The sequence below is a fragment of the Microvirga sp. BF8 genome (assembly GCF_059888585.1).
Window position 1 is genome coordinate 2,937,112 of record NZ_CM187619.1, and the last position, 13,366, is coordinate 2,950,477.

The 13,366-nt window shown below is 66.9% G+C and carries 16 protein-coding genes; 8 read left to right on the plus strand and 8 right to left on the minus strand.

Going from position 1 to position 13,366, the window contains the following annotated elements; genetic code table 11:
* Positions 1-87 precede the first annotated feature (87 nt).
* The 7 genes from ribB to AC522E_RS14010 all read right to left on the minus strand — a co-directional run bounded on the left by ribB (position 88) and on the right by AC522E_RS14010 (position 6,341).
* Positions 88-1,377 carry a 3,4-dihydroxy-2-butanone-4-phosphate synthase gene (gene ribB, locus AC522E_RS13980; protein ID WP_500746866.1) on the minus strand — a complete coding sequence of 430 codons (1,290 nt, stop codon included), beginning with the start codon at positions 1,375-1,377 and terminating at the stop codon, positions 88-90.
* A gap of 78 nt (positions 1,378-1,455) precedes the next feature.
* The gene (aroC, locus tag AC522E_RS13985) at positions 1,456-2,571 is read right to left on the minus strand and encodes a chorismate synthase (protein WP_500746867.1); all 1,116 of its coding nucleotides are present in this window, start codon (positions 2,569-2,571) and stop codon (positions 1,456-1,458) included.
* 274 nt (positions 2,572-2,845) lie between these two features.
* Positions 2,846-3,238 carry a hypothetical protein gene (locus AC522E_RS13990; protein WP_500746868.1) on the minus strand — a complete coding sequence of 131 codons (393 nt, stop codon included), beginning with the start codon at positions 3,236-3,238 and terminating at the stop codon, positions 2,846-2,848.
* 74 nt (positions 3,239-3,312) lie between these two features.
* A complete protein-coding gene (locus AC522E_RS13995) occupies positions 3,313-3,906 on the minus strand; it encodes a histidine phosphatase family protein (protein WP_500746869.1) in 594 nt (197 codons plus the stop codon).
* Positions 3,907-3,908: 2 nt separating this feature from the next.
* Positions 3,909-4,733 carry an enoyl-ACP reductase FabI gene (gene fabI / locus AC522E_RS14000; RefSeq protein ID WP_500746870.1) on the minus strand — a complete coding sequence of 275 codons (825 nt, stop codon included), beginning with the start codon at positions 4,731-4,733 and terminating at the stop codon, positions 3,909-3,911.
* 123 nt (positions 4,734-4,856) lie between these two features.
* Complete coding sequence (locus AC522E_RS14005; RefSeq protein WP_500746871.1) at positions 4,857-5,804, minus strand: DnaJ C-terminal domain-containing protein; 948 nt, start codon at positions 5,802-5,804, stop codon at positions 4,857-4,859.
* A 120-nt stretch (positions 5,805-5,924) separates the two neighbouring features.
* Positions 5,925-6,341 (minus strand): RT0821/Lpp0805 family surface protein, encoded by a 417-nt coding sequence (locus tag AC522E_RS14010; protein WP_500746872.1) that lies wholly within the window; start codon positions 6,339-6,341, stop codon positions 5,925-5,927.
* A gap of 55 nt (positions 6,342-6,396) precedes the next feature.
* On the opposite strand from AC522E_RS14010, the gene pdxH reads away from it, so the two are divergent.
* From pdxH to AC522E_RS14035, 5 genes are all read left to right on the plus strand, one after another.
* Positions 6,397-7,056 (plus strand): pyridoxamine 5'-phosphate oxidase, encoded by a 660-nt coding sequence (gene pdxH / locus AC522E_RS14015; protein ID WP_500746873.1) that lies wholly within the window; start codon positions 6,397-6,399, stop codon positions 7,054-7,056.
* A 281-nt stretch (positions 7,057-7,337) separates the two neighbouring features.
* A complete protein-coding gene (locus tag AC522E_RS14020; protein WP_500750697.1) occupies positions 7,338-8,060 on the plus strand; it encodes an SDR family NAD(P)-dependent oxidoreductase in 723 nt (240 codons plus the stop codon).
* A 219-nt stretch (positions 8,061-8,279) separates the two neighbouring features.
* The gene (locus AC522E_RS14025; RefSeq protein WP_500746874.1) at positions 8,280-8,696 is read left to right on the plus strand and encodes a DUF5602 domain-containing protein; all 417 of its coding nucleotides are present in this window, start codon (positions 8,280-8,282) and stop codon (positions 8,694-8,696) included.
* Entirely contained in the window at positions 8,693-9,232 is a 540-nt protein-coding gene (locus AC522E_RS14030) for a plastocyanin/azurin family copper-binding protein (protein WP_500746875.1), read from the plus strand. Before AC522E_RS14025 ends, AC522E_RS14030 begins: the two co-directional genes overlap by 4 nt.
* A 69-nt stretch (positions 9,233-9,301) precedes the next feature.
* The gene (locus AC522E_RS14035) at positions 9,302-10,009 is read left to right on the plus strand and encodes an RNA polymerase sigma factor (protein ID WP_500746876.1); all 708 of its coding nucleotides are present in this window, start codon (positions 9,302-9,304) and stop codon (positions 10,007-10,009) included.
* A 19-nt stretch (positions 10,010-10,028) separates the two neighbouring features.
* On the opposite strand, the gene AC522E_RS14040 is transcribed toward AC522E_RS14035, so the two are convergent.
* A complete protein-coding gene (locus AC522E_RS14040) occupies positions 10,029-11,096 on the minus strand; it encodes a citrate synthase/methylcitrate synthase (protein ID WP_500746877.1) in 1,068 nt (355 codons plus the stop codon).
* Between the two features lie 76 nt (positions 11,097-11,172).
* Here AC522E_RS14040 and AC522E_RS14045 point away from each other — a divergent pair, with 76 nt between their 5' ends.
* From AC522E_RS14045 to AC522E_RS14055, 3 genes are read left to right on the plus strand one after another with little or no spacing between them, the layout of a single operon-like run.
* The gene (locus AC522E_RS14045) at positions 11,173-12,297 is read left to right on the plus strand and encodes a citrate synthase family protein (RefSeq protein ID WP_500746878.1); all 1,125 of its coding nucleotides are present in this window, start codon (positions 11,173-11,175) and stop codon (positions 12,295-12,297) included.
* A gap of 10 nt (positions 12,298-12,307) precedes the next feature.
* Positions 12,308-12,757 (plus strand): NUDIX hydrolase, encoded by a 450-nt coding sequence (locus AC522E_RS14050; protein ID WP_500746879.1) that lies wholly within the window; start codon positions 12,308-12,310, stop codon positions 12,755-12,757.
* Positions 12,754-13,308, plus strand: coding sequence for a TIGR02301 family protein (locus AC522E_RS14055; protein ID WP_500746880.1), 555 nt, complete (start codon positions 12,754-12,756; stop codon positions 13,306-13,308). Before AC522E_RS14050 ends, AC522E_RS14055 begins: the two co-directional genes overlap by 4 nt.
* Positions 13,309-13,366: the final 58 nt, after the last annotated feature.

Here is a 13,366-nt window from a genome sequence, read left to right on the forward strand (position 1 = left end):
CGCAGGCACGCAGGCGCCGGCGCCCCGATGTGCTCGGGGTGGAATAAAGCCGGAAGGGCGGATGCCGGATCGGCTCGCGGAAGCGGCCTAGTGATCGAGTGCTTCTTCGCCGAGCAGTTCGATTCCAAAGCCGCTGAGGCCGACGTAAGACCTGCTTGTTGTGGCAAGATTGCGGATTGATACGACTCCGAGATCCTTCAGGATCTGCGCGCCAAGGCCGATCTCGCGCCATTGGCTCGAACGCAGGGCCTCCGAGGCCGTCGTGTCGCTGTCCGAGAGGTTCGTGGTCGGCACCCCGGCGGTGCCGTCGCGCAGATAGACCAGGACCCCCTTCCCTTCCTTGGCGAACAGGCGCAGGGCGGCCGCGATGGTCTTGCCGCCCTCGAAGACGTCGGTCAGGGCATTGGCCCGGTGAAGGCGGACCGGAATATCGGCGCCGTCGCCGATGCGCCCGTGAACCAGGGCCATGTGCTGCACGCTGTCGAAAGGCGTCGAATAGGCATAGCCCGTGAAGGTGCCCCATTCGGTCTCGACGGGGAACGTCGCGATGCGCTCGACGAGTTTCTCCCGCGCCTGGCGATAGGCGATGAGATCGGCCACCGAGATGCGCTTCAGCCCGTGCTTTTCGGCGAATGTCGCGATCTGCTCGCCTTTCATGACGGTGCCATCATCGTTGGCGAGTTCGCAGATGACGCCGACCGGCGGCAGACCGGCAAGCTTGCACAGGTCGACCGCCGCCTCCGTATGCCCGGAGCGCATGAGCACGCCCCCGTCCTTGGCAACCAGCGGGAACACATGGCCCGGCCGCACGAAATCGCCCGCGCCCATGTTGTTGTTGGCCAGCGCCCGCACGGTGTTGGTGCGCTGCTCGGCGGAGATTCCGGTCGTGAGGCCGTGCTTGACGTCCACCGTCACCGTGAAGGCCGTGCCGAGGGGCGCGTCGTTCGAGGCGACCATGGGGTCGAGCCGCAGGCGCCGCGCCTCGGCAGCGCTGAGCGGCGCGCAGACGATGCCGCAGGTGTTCCGGATGATGAACGCCATCTTCTCCGGCGTGCACAAGGAGGCCGCGACGATGAGATCGCCCTCGTTCTCACGATCGTCGTCGTCCGTGACGATCACGATTTCGCCCCGTGCGAATGCCTCGAGGGCCTCGGTGACGGAATGCAGCATAAGGGCCTCCTTGGAGAGAATGGGCAGAAAGTCGTTGGGAGTGACGGCGCCGCGGGTCTCGCGGGCGATGAGGGCCGCGGTATCCCGGGACAGCCAGACATGGTCGTTATTGCACAGCTGCGTGACGGCCCCCGGCGTGACGCCGATGCGGCGGGCGAATTCCACCCGGGACACACGCTTGCGGGACAACCATTCGGCGAGCTTCATGCCGCGACCTTAGCAGAGGCGCGATTTTAGCAACACTAAAATTTGCGAAAAGTCAGGTTTGCAAATCTTCAGCAGTTCTCAACTCGCCGCGGGCCATTCCGGAGAACGGCCCACCTGTGCGCGGTGACGCAGGAACTGGTCCGCAAGGACGCACGCGACCATCGCCTCGCCGACCGGCACCGCCCGGATCCCGACGCAGGGATCGTGGCGGCCTTTCGTGAACACCTCCGCTTCCGCGCCGGAGCGGGTCACGCTGGCGCGGGGCGTCAGGATCGAGGAGGTCGGCTTGACCGCGAAGCGGCAGACGAGGGGCTGGCCCGTCGAGATGCCGCCGAGCACCCCGCCCGCGTGGTTCGACAGGAAGGTTGGCGCACCGGCATTGCCGGGTCGCATCTCGTCGGCATTCTCCTCGCCCCGGAGCGCCGCCGCGGCGAAGCCATCGCCGATTTCCACGCCCTTGACCGCGTTGATCGACATGAGCGCGGAGGCCAATTCCGCATCGAGCTTGCCGTAGATGGGCGCGCCGAGGCCGGGTGGAACGCCCTCGGCGACGATCTCGACCACCGCGCCGATGGAGGAGCCCTCCTTGCGCAGACCGTCGAGATAGTCCTCGTAGAAGGCCGCCGCCTCGGCATCGGGGGAGAAGAAGGGATTCCGGCCGACCTCGTCCCAGTCCCACTGGGACCGGTTGATCGGGTGCGGCCCCATCTGCACGAGGGCGCCGCGAATCGTCACGCCTGGCAGGACCTTGCGCGCGACGGCGCCGGCAGCGACACGGGCCGCCGTCTCCCGGGCCGAGGAGCGCCCGCCGCCGCGGTAATCGCGGATGCCGTATTTCACGTCGTAGGTGAAGTCTGCATGGCCGGGCCGGTAGGTCTCCTTGATGTCCGAGTAGTCCTTGGAGCGCTGGTCGACATTCTCGATCAGGAGAGCGATCGGCGTTCCCGTCGTGACCTGACGTCCCGTGCGCTCGTCGATGAAGACGCCGGACAGGATCCTGACCTCGTCAGGCTCCTTCCGCTGCGTCGTGAACCGTGACTGGCCCGGACGCCGGCGGTCGAGCTCCGCCTGGATCTCCGCGACATCGAGTGGGATCAGCGGCGGGCAGCCATCGATGACGCAGCCGATGGCCGGGCCGTGGCTTTCGCCGAAGGTGGTGACGCGGAAGAGATGACCGAAGGTGTTATGGGACATGGCGCTGACTTGAGGTTCAGCGCGTCTTAGAGCCAAAGCGCCGAGGTGTCACGCCTGGCATCCCGCTATCCCGTCCCACCGTCGTTCCGGGACGGCGCAGAGCGTTTGCGCCGACCCGAAGGGCCATGCGAAGCGGGACACCCGGAAACGCCGGTGCTGAAGGACAGAGAGCCGCGGTGTTCGCAGTGCTTTTTCCTGAAGCGTTAGAGATTATGGTTCCGGGCCCGCACCTTTGGTGCGTCCCGGAATGACAGGAGGAGAGAACCGAACGTCCCTATTCCACACGGATCCGGAACGTATAGGTCAGGACGGTCGTGGGATTGAGATCGTTCGAGCGCCACGGCACGTCGAGGACGACCTCGTCGGTGCCCTTGAAGCCCTTCTTCGGCGCATAGACATAGGCGAGCCCTCGCACCTTGCGGCCAGGACACCGCGTATCCTGTCCGAGCGCCTGCTCGTGCGGCACGATCTGGAAGCTGCCATTGGCCGGACCCTGGCGAACCTTCACATCAGGAATTTCCGACGGATAGCAGGTATCGACCTCGTAGCTGAGGAACCCGCCAATGGCGGAGCGGCTATTGGCCTTGACCGTGCGGTCCAGGGTTTCTGCGGCCGCAGGCGCGGCGATGAGCGCGAGCCCCGTCAGGGCTATGCCGATTCGGCGCATGGGCGCCTCCTGTCATGAAACTGAATTTCATGACAGGAGCATATTTTCCTGCGGGACGCAACGGCAGGGCCGGGTCAGGCCCAGCGATAGCTTCGACCCTCGATCACGAGGATCTTGCCCTGCCAGATGTCGATGCTGGCGGCATGGCGGGTGGAGACGCCGCAGGCGACCGCCAGAAAAGCGCGGGCGACGCCGCCATGGGCGACGAGGGCGGTGTCGCGGGTGAGGTCGTCCAGGATGGGGCGAACCCTCGACGCCAGCATCGCATAGCTCTCGCCCCCGCCCGGCGGGGCATAGTTCCACTTGTCCCGCTCGCGCAGGGCGGCCAGCTGCGGCTCGAGCTTGCGGACTTCCTTCCAGGTCAGCCCTTCCCAGGCGCCGAAGGTGAGCTCGACCAGGCGTTCGTCCAACCTGTAATAGTCCGGGTAGAGGCCCATGACGGCGCGCATGCGCTCCATGGTCTCACGGGTGCGCAGCATCGGGCTCGCCACGTAGTCGAGGTCCTCGACCTGGGCCACGAGGCCCTGCAGGCGGCGGCCGGCCTCCTCGGCCTGGACGCGGCCGACATCGTTGAGCGGAATGTCCTTCTGCCCCTGGAGCCGCCCCTCGACGTTCCAGTCCGTCTCGCCGTGGCGAATGAAGTAGATCGTCGGGCGTCGCGCGTTCACGATCAGTCTTTATCGAGAGAAAGGTCCGGCGCCTCGGGATTCTTCATGCCGACCACGTGATAGCCTGCGTCCACATGCAGGATCTCGCCGGTCATGCCGCGCGCCATGTCGGAAACCAGGTAGGCCGCCGTTTCGCCGACCTCCTCGGTGGTCACCGTGCGCCGCAGGGGCGAATTGTACTCGTTCCACTTCAGGATGTAGCGGAAATCGCCGATCCCGGAGGCGGCCAGCGTCTTGATCGGGCCGGCGGAGATCGCATTGACGCGGATGTTCTGCGGGCCGAGATCCGCCGCCAGGTAGCGGACGGAAGCCTCGAGCGCGGCCTTGGCGACGCCCATCACATTGTAATGGGGCATCCATTTCTCGGCGCCGTAATAGGTCAGCGTGAGAAGCGAACCGCCCTTGGCCATCAGCTTCTCGGCGCGCTGGGCGATGGCCGTGAAGGAATAGCAGGAGATCAGCAGCGACTTGGAGAAATTGTCCTCGCTCGTCTCCACGTAGCGTCCGGTCAGCTCGTCCTTGTCCGAGAAGGCGATGCAATGCACCACGAAGTCGATGGAGCCCCAGAGCTTCCGGACTTCGTCGAACACCGCGTCGATGGACGCGCCGTCCGTCACGTCGCAATGGCCGACGACGGCCGCGTCCAGCTCCTTCGCCAGGGGCTCGACCCTCTTCTTCAGAGCCTCGCCCTGGTAGGTGAAGGCCAGATCGGCCCCATGCTTGCGGGCCGCCTGTGCGATGCCCCAGGCGATCGACCGGTTGTTCGCAACCCCCATGATCAAGCCGCGCTTTCCGGCCAAGATGCCGGGCGCCGTTGTCTCTGCCATGAATCACCTTAAAACGTCGCTGGACACGTCGAAACGATGGCTTCTTTAACCGACACCGTGTCCAGGGGGAAGTGTCCTCGCGGACTTCACCCCGGCAAATGCCCCGAGCCGGGGGCCCGGCCGCTAACTCGCCTTGGCGGAGCGGCGCTTGCGGGCATAGTCCATCAGGTCCTCGTCCACGACCTCGGGCAACTTGATCTCGACGGTCGCGAGAAGATCGCCCGACCCGCTCTTGGTCGGCAGCCCCTTGCCGCGCAGGCGGAAGGTGCGGCCCGAATTGGTCAGGGGCGGGATCGACATCTCCACGGCGCCGGTCAGCGTCGGCACGCGGAGCGTGCCGCCGAGGACGGCCTCCTCGATCTCGATGGGGAGCCTGAGGCGCAGGTTTGAGCCTTCGGCGGTAAAACGCTCATGCGGCGCGATCCGGATGGTGAGAAGGGCGTCGCCCGGATCGATGCCCGGAGCGCCCTGGCCCAGGCCGCGCAGGCGGATCACCTGCCCGTCGGCCACGCCCTTGGGAATCACCACATCCACATCCCGACCCGTGGGAAGCCTGAGGCGCTTCTTGGCCTCGCCGGCAACCTCCTCGAGGGTCACTGTCAGGGTCGCATTGACGTCCTCGCCCTTCTGCTGCGGCCTGGCGCGTCCCCGGCGCCCGCTCTCGGAGGCGGAGCGGAAGGCCTCGCCGAACAGATGGGAAAAGATGTCGTCGTTCGTATCGGCGCCACGGGCGCTCCGGCGTCCGCCGAAAGGCCCGCCGGCGCCGAAATTGAAGCCGGCGAAATCCTCCGCGCGGGGCCCGCCGCCGCCACGGCCGCCGCCGAACCCTTCGAAACCCTGGAACCGTGGCTTTCCCTCCGCATCGATCTCGCCGCGGTCGAACTGGCCGCGCTTCTCCGCATCGCCAAGGATCTCATAGGCGGAGTTCAGCTCCGCGAATTTGTCCTTCGCCTTGGGATCGTCCTTGTTGCGGTCTGGATGGTAGGTCTTGGCGAGCTTGCGGAACGCCTTCTTGATGTCCGCTTCGCTGGCCGTGCGGGGCACGCCGAGAATCTCGTAGGGGTTACGCATCGTGAATTCCATCAGCCATTGAATGGGGGGCGGTCGGGCGCAGGAGCAGCCGCCCACCGGCTCAAACGACCATATGGGAAAGTGTTGCCCGTTTGCAACGGCCACGGTGGCCCAGGGCGCCTAACTCTTCGCGGTCTTCGCGGGCTTCAGGTCCTTGATCGCCCAATCGCCGCCGGAGGGGCGGCAGGCCGTGCCGTCGAAGGATGCGACCGTCGCGGCCGCGAGATGCGCCGAGAAGGAGCGGCAGATTTCGTCGTTCCTGACGAAGGGCGTACTGGACGGAGAGAACGTGCCTTTGTGGGCCGTGTCGGGATTGTCCCAGCTGACCTGGGTGCCGGCCCCCTGCGGGTCGAGCGCAACGGCGAGAGCCGCCTTCGCCCGGCGCCAATCCTCCTCGTTGAGGTCGGCCGACAGGGGCGAGACGGACGTCCTCGCAATCGACCCGGTCGCCTGCGGCTCCTCCTCCTGATAGCCGACGAGGCCATAGGTGAAGCTGCAGGCGCTGGTCGACAGGGCCATCAGCACGACAATCGCCATTTTCAAAGCTTCGCTCAGGACAGCGTCTGATCTATAACGGCGCGCATCGGCCCTCATGCGGCGTCGGCCTCCCTGGAACGAATTGGTCACAGATCAGGATAAAGCCTTGAATCAGTTAAAAAGCGGTGACTTCACCGAAGTCGACGAGCCCTGGGCCCTCATTCAGACCTGGCTCGACGAGGCCACGCGCACCGAGCCGAACGATCCGAACGCCATGGCGCTCGCAACCGTCGATGCGGACGGCCTTCCCAACGTGCGGATGGTGCTGTTGAAGGGTTTCGACGAGAACGGCTTCGTGTTCTACACCAACACGGAATCGAACAAGGGCCGCGAGCTCCTCGGCCAGAAGAAGGCCGCCCTCGTGCTGCACTGGAAGAGCCTGCGGCGCCAGGTCCGGGCCCGCGGATCGGTGACCGTCGTCAGCGATGCCGAGGCCGATGCCTATTTCCAAAGCCGGGCCCGCGACAGCCGCATCGGCGCCTGGGCGAGCCAGCAATCGCGCCCGCTGGAGAGCCGCTTCGCCCTGGAAAAGGCGGTGGCCGTGAACGCGGCGAAATACGCCCTCGGCGAGGTGCCGCGCCCGCCCTACTGGACGGGTTTCCGCATCGCCCCGGTCTCCATCGAGTTCTGGCAGGACAAGCCCTTCCGCCTCCACGACCGCGTCGTCTTCACCCGCGAGGGCGAGGGCTGGCGCAAAACGAGGTTGTATCCGTGACCTTTCCAGACATGCGGGGGTAAAATGCCACCGTCATTCCGGGATGGTCCAAGGGACCAGACCCGGAATCCATCAGCGCTGACGATGCCGGACGAAGAGCAACTGCCATCGTGGCTCCCTATTCAGAGACATTGATGCTTATGGGTTCCGGGTTCGCCTGCGGCGCCCAGGAATGACGATTAGAATATGACCATGGACCCCAGGCGTTCCACAGGATAGGGTCCGCGCCCCAGCCAGACAGGTCGCCCATGCCCACATCGTCCTCCAATTCCCGTCGCATCATGCTGCTGACCGGCGCCAGCCGCGGCATCGGGCATGCCACCGTGAAGCGCTTCTCGGCGGCGGGCTGGCGGGTCATCACCTGCTCCCGCCACGCCTTTCCCGAGAACTGTCCCTGGGAAATGGGTCCCGAGGACCATCTCCAGGTCAATCTCGCCGACGCCGACGACACGCGCCGGGCCATTGCCGACGTGAAGGGGCGGTTGGCCGCCGAAGGCGGCGTGCTGCACGCGCTCGTCAACAATGCCGGCATCTCGCCGAAAGGGCCCGGCGGCTCGCGACTGGGAACGCTCAACACATCCTATGAGGACTGGGTGCAGGTGTTCCAGGTGAACTTCTTCGCCTCGATCATGCTCGCCCGCGGCCTCATGGACGAGCTGACAACGGCGAAGGGCTCCATCGTCAACGTCACGTCCATTGCCGGGTCCCGGGTCCATCCTTTCGCGGGCGCAGCCTATGCCACGTCGAAGGCGGCCCTGGCCTCCCTGACCCGCGAGATGGCCGCCGATTTCGGGCCCCTCGGCGTCCGGGTGAATGCCATTTCGCCCGGCGAGATCGACACCGCGATCCTGTCCCCCGGCACGGAGAAGATCGTTGAGCAGATCCCGATGCGCCGCCTCGGCACGCCCGACGAAGTCGCGAAGGCCATCTACTTCCTGTGCACTGACGCCTCGTCCTACGTGAACGGCGCGGAACTGCACATCAATGGCGGGCAGCACGTCTAGGGCATCGGACCCATAGGTGGACCCGCTTTTGGGACCGGATCCGATGCTCATCTCCTAAGCCGGCGCATTCTGCGGAAAACTCGACCCGGTTCTCCGCACGGCGCGCCAGAGACGCCCCGCCTCAAACCCCTGAATGCGGAAAGCCGGGAACCTTCCCGGGGAAGCTTCATCCAATCGGACATGCCGGGCTTGTCGCCTGGCACAAGAGAGGATGACATCATGCTTTTCCGTTTCGCCGTCGCTGCCGGACTCGCGGTTTTCGCCCTGCCTGCTCTCGCGGCCGACCAGGTCGAGAAGGCGCCGCCCACGGGGGCGTACAAGAAGGTCAGCGAACTCGTGAAGCTGCCCGATTTCCTGCCCGGGCTCGGCCAGCTCTATGTCGACCCCAAGACCCTGCCGGCCGGCCCGTTCCTGGCCTACGACCATGGCGGCAAACTGGTCAGCACGATCTACATGCTTCCCATCGAGGATCTGACCAACAAGGACAAGAAGTTCGACGACCTCGCCGCGCCCGGCGGCACGGTCGACCATGTGGACGTCTATTACAATGCCGGCCATCCGGGGGTCGAGAAGCCCCACGCCCATGTGGTGCTGTGGCATGTGCCGAAGACCGGAGAGGCGTCGGTGGCGAAATGATGCTGTCCCGGCGCCATATCCTGGGGATCGGCGGGGTCATCCTCGCCGCGCCCCTCTCCGTCCGGCGGGTGTCAGGGAGCACGGGCGACCCAGTCGAGATCGCGATGCGGGGCAATGCCGACGGCTCTCAGGTATGGTTCGATCCGGTCGGCATCGTCATCCAGCCCGGCCAGACGGTGCGGTGGGTCAATCGCGATCCGGGAAACTCCCACACCGCCACCGCCTATCACCCGCAGAATTCCGAGAGGCCGCTCCGGATCCCCGACCGCGCCATCCCCTGGAATTCGGACTATCTTCTGCCGGACGAGAGCTTTTCGGTCACGCTGACGATCGAGGGGGTCTATGATTACTTCTGCATCCCGCACGAGCATGCCGGCATGGTCGGGCGGATCGTGGTGGGACGCCCGGGTCAAACTCCGGCGGAAGGCGTCTCGTCACGGGCGGGCGGCAGCGGGGAGCCGATTCCGGCGGAGGCGCTCCAGGCGTTCCCATCCGTGGACGACATCGTGCGTCGCGGCGTGGTGCGCCGCACGTGACATGATCCTCCCGACTGCCGGGAACCTTTGTCCGCCTCGCCCATCCAATGGGCAGGAAGGGAGCTTGCCATGCAGCACGCAGCGGTCGCCGCATCACGGCTGGACGATCTCGGGGACATGGCGCTGGTCGAGCGGGCCCGGCTCCGCGACAGCGCCGCCTTCCGCCTGATCATGCAGCGGCACAACCGGCGCCTCTTCCGCGTCGCGCGCAGCGTGCTGCACGACGACAGCGAAGCCGAGGACGTGGTTCAGGAGACGTATGTGCGCGCCTTCACCCATCTCGGCGACTTCCGGGGTGACGCGCGCCTCTCGACATGGCTGACGCGCATCGCCCTCAACGAGGCGCTCGGCCGCCTCCGGAACCGACGCCCCAAGGTCGACTTGACGCATCTCGACCGGATCGACGAGCAGGGAGAGTCCCGCGTGATCGTTTTTCCCGCAGCCCGCAGAGACGGTGACCCGGAAGCCGAAGCGGCACGATCGGAGGTCCGCCGCCTTCTCGAGCAGGCCGTCGACCGGCTGCCTGATCCGTTCCGCGTCGTCTTCGTGCTGCGGGACATCGAGGAGATGAGCGTCGAGGAGACCGCCTCGCAGCTCGGCCTGCGTCCCGAGACGGTCAAGACCCGGCTGCATCGCGCGCGGCGCCTTCTCAGGAGGGCGCTCGACGAGACGCTCTCTTCTGCGCTCGTCGATGCCTTTCCGTTCGCCGGAGCGCGCTGCGCGACGCTCACCGAGACGGTTCTGGAGCGCATCGGCCTCCCGGCCCCGCAGGAATGATCGCGCCCCGGCCGTTCGTCTACGCGGCTTCCGCCGGCCAAGGTCCGAGATAGCGGGACTGGGGCCGGATTATCCGGCCGGTCCTGGACTGTTCGACCGCATGAGCCACCCATCCGGCGGCGCGGCCCGCCCCGAAGAGGGGCGTGAAGCCCTCGCGCTGAATGCCCAGCGCCTCGAGCAGCAGCGCCGTGTAGAACTCCACGTTGGTGTCGAGCCGCCGCCCCGGCTTCCGGCGGGCGAGCACGTTCAGCGCCGCCGCTTCCACCACTTCCGCGAAGGCGATGCGGTTGTCCCGTCCTTTGAGGCGCGCCACGGCGCCTTTGAGCACATCCGCACGCGGGTCGCGCACCTTGTAGACCCGGTGGCCGAAGCCCATGAGACGCTCGTTGCGGGCGATGGCGGCATCGAGCCACTCCTCGGCCTTGTCGGCGCTGCCGATGGCGTCGAGCATGTCGAGCACGGGCCCCGGTGCACCGCCATGCAGAGGACCCTTCAGGGCGCAGAGACCCGCCACCACGGCCGAGAGCAGTCCCGCCTCCGTGGAGGCGACGACCCGGGCCGTGAAGGTCGACGCGTTGAGGCCGTGGTCCAGGATGGTGACGAGATAGGTATCGAGCGCCTTCGCCTCGCTGGCATCGGAGGCCTCGCCGCGCAGCATGCGCAGAAGATCGGCCGCATGGCCGGCCGCGGGATCGGGAGCGAGAGGCGGGAGACCCTGCGCGCCGCGCACCGCCATGGCCGCCGCGACGGCCGCAGCGCCGACGGCGAGGGTCGCATGGTCCGTCTCCGCGTCCGGCAGCGCCGCGAGCAGGAGGCGCATGCCCTCCACCGGACTGAGTCCATGCAGGTGGCGCGCCAGCGGCGAGAGATGCGCAAAGGCCCGGGCCCGGGCCTGTCCGAGGGCGGCGCGCGGATCTCCGGGGAGCGGCACGAGTCCGTCCCAGAGCATCGCGACCGCATCTTCGAAAGAGACCCGTCCCGCCAGCTCCTCCAGATCGTGGCCGCGGACGATCAGGCGCCCTGCCTCCCCATCCACATGGCTGAGGATCGTTTCGGCGGCGATGACGTCGTCAAGTCCAGTCGTCATGAGAGATCTCCATTTTCGGAGCCAAGCTTCGCGCCGGGATTGCGAAACGGTCAATCTTGAATCAACATATCAACCTATGTCCACGCCCTCGCTTGACCTTACCTCGGCGGAAGACGCCGCCAGCCGCCTCGGCGTCAGCCGGGCGAGCCTCTATGCCTATGTGAGCCGCGGCCTGATCCGCTCCTTCTCCTCCCCCCACGATCCGCGCCAGCGGCTCTATGCCCTCGACGACGTGGAGATTCTGGTGGAGCGCAAGACCCGCTTCCGCCGCCCGGCAGCGGCGGCCGCCACCGCTCTCGACTGGGGGCTGCCGGTCCTGGAGACGAGCATCACCCAGATCAAGGACGGGCGACCGTTCTACCGTGGACGGGACGCGGTGACGCTGGCCCGGACTGCGACGCTCGAGGAGACCGCCCGGCTGCTGATCGGCGGGCTGGACGAACCGGCCTTCCGGCATCCTTCCAGACCTCCACCGGACATTCCCACGCAGCCGGCTCTCGGACCCCATGCCTTCGTCTCACGGGCGGTCCGTCTTCTCTCCACGCCCACCCCGAAGGAGACCCGCGCGGCCGAGGTCGCGGCGATCCTGCGCCTGATGGCGGCGGCAGGAAGCGGCGCGGACCCTGGCACAGAGCCGATCCACCGCCACCTGGCATCCGCGTGGAATGCCTCACGGCACGCCACCGATGCGATCCGGCGCGCGCTGGTCCTCTGCGCCGATCACGAACTCAGCGCCTCGGCCTTCGCGGTCCGGGTCACAGCCTCCACCGGCGCGTCGCTTCGCAACGCCGTTATCGGAGGCCTCGTCGCCCTGAGCGGACCCTATCACGGCGGCATGATCGAGCGGGTCCGGGCCTTTCTTGACGCTCCCGGAATCTCCTCTCCTGCCGGCTTCCGGCATCGGCTCTATCCCGATGGCGACCCCCGCGCCGCCGCCCTGCTGGAGAACGTCCCGCTTCTCGCCGCCGATGCCACCACCCTCAAGGCCGTCGAAGCCATGTCCGGCGACAGGCCCAGCATCGACATGGCCCTGGTGATGGTGGAGCGCGCCTATGGGCTGCCGCTCGGCGCCTCCTTCGCTCTTTTCGCCATCGGGCGGACGGCCGGATGGCTCGCCCATGCCATCGAGCAGCGCAGCCAGGCCACCCTGATCCGTCCTCGCGCCCGCTATGTCGTGCCGGAGGAGACACCATCCTCATGAGGCTGCCCCAATGACCGCAGAGCGCCGCTATCCCAGCCGTCCGTTGCTCGCCGCCTCCGTTGCCGTGTTCCGGAACGGGCGGATCCTCCTCGCTTCTCGTGGCAAACCGCCTGGCGAGGACCTGTTCTCCCTGCCTGGCGGGCTGGTCGAGACCGGCGAGACGCTCGCCGAGGCCGCCTTGCGGGAACTTCATGAGGAAGTTGGTGTTAAGGCCAAGCTGATCGGCCTGATCGCGCCCGTGGAATTCATTGAACGGGACCCGGAAGGCCGTATAAAGCATCATATCGTCATCGCCGCCCATGCCGCGCGCTGGGTTTCCGGCGAACCCCGGACAGGTCCGGAAGCAAAGGAAATCCGTTGGGTCACGGAACGGGACATCGCCGGCCTGAACATGACGCCGGGCCTCGCAGCCATTCTGGAACAGGCCTTCGCCCTCGAACGGCTGGACGCGGCGCGATGAGGTGGGGACTCCTGATCGGGGCGGCCATTCTCGCGACGACCGCGCCCGCGAATGCGCAGAACTTCTTCGAGCGGCTGTTCGGCCCGCCGCGCCAGCCGGAGGTCAGTCCCCAGCCTCAGATCCAGCCGCAATATCGCCCGCAGCCGCAGCGACGCCCCCCGGCGCAGCAGCAACCTCAGCCGCAGCGCTCGGCACCGGCGAAGGAAAAGGAACAGAAGGCCGAGCCCGCCCCGCCGGTCGAGCCGCCCCCCGCCCCCTATGAGAAGGAACTCCTGCGTCTCGCCGAGATCATGGGCTCCCTCGCCCTCCTGCGCCCCCTGTGCTCGGCACCGGATTCGGGCGAATGGCAGACCCGCATGCAGGCCCTGCTCGACGCGGAAGGCACCACGCCCGGGCGCAAGGAGCGGCTGGCGGGGGCCTATAACAAGGGCTTCCAGGCCTATGCCCTGACCTATCGGATCTGCACCGCCTCGGCGCAGGAGGCTTCGAACCGCTATCTGCGGGAGGGCGAGACCCTCGCCCGCAACATCGCCAGCCGCTACGGGGGCTGATTTATCCACATTTTTCGGCCGCTTCCCCCCTCGCATTAACCTCTTTGCAAGGAGATGC

Coding starts and splice junctions, on each gene's coding strand:
- ribB (WP_500746866.1), bottom strand. CDS start 1,377: ATGAAGCTCGCCGAATGGTTGTCCCGCAAGCGTGTGTCCCGGGTGGAA.
- aroC (WP_500746867.1), bottom strand. CDS start 2,571: ATGTCCCATAACACCTTCGGTCATCTCTTCCGCGTCACCACCTTCGGC.
- AC522E_RS13990 (WP_500746868.1), bottom strand. CDS start 3,238: ATGCGCCGAATCGGCATAGCCCTGACGGGGCTCGCGCTCATCGCCGCG.
- fabI (WP_500746870.1), bottom strand. CDS start 4,733: ATGGCAGAGACAACGGCGCCCGGCATCTTGGCCGGAAAGCGCGGCTTG.
- AC522E_RS14005 (WP_500746871.1), bottom strand. CDS start 5,804: ATGCGTAACCCCTACGAGATTCTCGGCGTGCCCCGCACGGCCAGCGAA.
- AC522E_RS14010 (WP_500746872.1), bottom strand. CDS start 6,341: ATGGCGATTGTCGTGCTGATGGCCCTGTCGACCAGCGCCTGCAGCTTC.
- pdxH (WP_500746873.1), top strand. CDS start 6,397: ATGCGGCGTCGGCCTCCCTGGAACGAATTGGTCACAGATCAGGATAAA.
- AC522E_RS14020 (WP_500750697.1), top strand. CDS start 7,338: ATGCTGCTGACCGGCGCCAGCCGCGGCATCGGGCATGCCACCGTGAAG.
- AC522E_RS14025 (WP_500746874.1), top strand. CDS start 8,280: ATGCTTTTCCGTTTCGCCGTCGCTGCCGGACTCGCGGTTTTCGCCCTG.
- AC522E_RS14030 (WP_500746875.1), top strand. CDS start 8,693: ATGATGCTGTCCCGGCGCCATATCCTGGGGATCGGCGGGGTCATCCTC.
- AC522E_RS14035 (WP_500746876.1), top strand. CDS start 9,302: ATGCAGCACGCAGCGGTCGCCGCATCACGGCTGGACGATCTCGGGGAC.
- AC522E_RS14040 (WP_500746877.1), bottom strand. CDS start 11,096: ATGACGACTGGACTTGACGACGTCATCGCCGCCGAAACGATCCTCAGC.
- AC522E_RS14045 (WP_500746878.1), top strand. CDS start 11,173: ATGTCCACGCCCTCGCTTGACCTTACCTCGGCGGAAGACGCCGCCAGC.
- AC522E_RS14050 (WP_500746879.1), top strand. CDS start 12,308: ATGACCGCAGAGCGCCGCTATCCCAGCCGTCCGTTGCTCGCCGCCTCC.
- AC522E_RS14055 (WP_500746880.1), top strand. CDS start 12,754: ATGAGGTGGGGACTCCTGATCGGGGCGGCCATTCTCGCGACGACCGCG.